Annotated in this window: 1 protein-coding gene; it reads left to right on the top strand. The window is 66.3% G+C overall.

All coding sequences use genetic code 11. The annotated features are described in order from the left end of the window. Positions 1-337 precede the first annotated feature (337 nt). A partial coding sequence (locus ACFQS7_RS30815) for a recombinase family protein (RefSeq protein WP_380070965.1) occupies positions 338-2,005 on the top strand: 1,668 nt, incomplete at its 3' end.

The raw sequence follows: 2,005 nt of genomic DNA, 5'->3' as shown, positions 1-2,005 counted from the left end.
GTGACCGCCTGTACAATCTTGCCAGGCCGGACTTCGAGTGGTCCAAAACGATCCGGCGTAGCGAGCTACGCGACCTGGGGTTTGCCGGCGGTAAGGCCGGACTGAATCTGCATCGGGTGCCTCCGACAGGAGGCGCTTCCGATGGAGGAGCGGATGGTCCGATGCAAGGATCGCCCTCGCCTGATGGTGCGCGAGGCGTTCGAGACGACCCGCGTAGGCCAGCAGTGCCTGATCAACGCCTACGCCCGTCTGTTCCCGATCCGGCGGGCAGGCGTGGCGTCCGGACCCAAGACCCCGGGACAGGCGGACAGGCTGGTCCGCAGAGGCGGAGGTAAGCATGCCTGACCGTCATGTCGCCTTCTATGCACGCGTCTCGACCGAGGGGCAGGCGCGCGACAACACCATTGCCAGCCAGATCACGGCCCTCCGCGAGCGGATTGCCGCAGATGGTAGGCAACTCGAGCCTGATGACGCCTATGTCGACGAGGGTTACAGCGGCTCTGTCCTTGTTCGTCCGGCGTTGGAACGGCTGCGCGACGCGGCTGCGGCGGGGCGCATCGACCAACTGTATGTCCTTGCTCCCGACCGACTGGCCAGGCGCCACGCACACCAGGCTCTGCTGATGGAAGAGTTCCGCCGTGCCGGGGTGGAGGTGCTGTTCATGAACCGGCCGATTGGCGGCACGGCCGAGGATGATTTGCTGCTGCAGATGCAAGGCGTGATTGCCGAGTATGAGCGGTCCAAGATTCTGGAGCGTAGCCGGCGTGGACGCCGTCACGCGGCACGTGCGGGTCTGCTGAGCGCTTTCACCACCGCCCCGTTCGGGTATCGCTACGTGCCGAAGGACCAAGGTGGTGGCGTGGCGCGGTTCGACGTGGTGCCGGAGGAAGCACGGTTCGTGCGGCTCATCTTCGCCTGGATCGGCCTGGAGCGGTTGAGTCTGCGCGAAGTATGTCGCCGTCTGCAGCAGGCCGGTGTTCCGAACCGACGCGGCAGCGGCCTTTGGTATGCCTCGACCCTGCACGGCATGCTGAGCAACATGGCCTATATCGGGCGGGCGGTGTACGGGCATTCCCGCTACCTCCCCAGCCGCCCGCGGCTGCGGCCCCTACGGGGCCATCCGCAGCCGCCGAAGCGCCCAGGAATGCGGGTCGCCGTGCCCCGCGAGGAGTGGATCGAGGTGCCGGTGCCTGCCCTGGTCGACCCGGCGGTATTCGAGGCTGCCCAGATCCAGTTGGCGGAAAACCGCCAACGCAAGCGCGACAGCCTGCGTGGACCTCGCTGGCTGCTGCAGGGGCTGACGGTCTGCCATCGCTGCGGGTATGCCTACTATGGCAAGACGGCACCCGTATCGGGCCGTGACCGCAGCAAGGGCGAGTATCGCCATTATCGCTGCACCGGGACGGACGCTCACCGCTTTGGCGGCACCGCGATCTGCGACAACCACCCCGTTCGCGGCGACCATCTCGAGCAGGCTGTCTGGGGTCACGTGCGCGCGCTGCTGGAGGCTCCCGACAGGCTGGCCGACGAGTACCAACGGCGATTGAAGGAGGCGTACGATGGTCGGGCCAAATCCGAGGAACTGGCGCAGATCGTACACCAGATTGCAGCTCTCCAGCGTGGGATCGGCCGGTTGATCGACAGCTATGCAGCCGGCGTGATTGACCGCTCAGAGTTCGAGCCGCGCGTTGCCGGGCTCAAGACGCGTGTGGCTCAACTTCAGCAACGGCAACAGGACGCGACCGAGGCGGCAGACGCCGAGCGGGAGTTGATCCTGGTCACCAGTCAGCTGGAGGACTTCGCCACCAAGGTGCGCGCTGGGCTTGATACCCTCAACTGGCTCGGCACACGGGACATCATACGAACGCTGGTGCGGCGGATCGAGATTGATGGCGACGACATCGAAGTGGTGTTCCGCGTCCCACCGCCAAGCGGCAGCGCTCCCCCGCCGCTCGGCCCCGCTGGCGGCAACGCCCCAAACTGGCAAGATTGTACAGGCGGTCGT

Origin of the sequence: Dankookia sp. GCM10030260, from assembly GCF_042666655.1 — a bacterium.
Lineage (GTDB): Bacteria > Pseudomonadota > Alphaproteobacteria > Acetobacterales > Acetobacteraceae > Paracraurococcus.
This window is presented reverse-complemented; position numbering and strand designations above follow the sequence as displayed.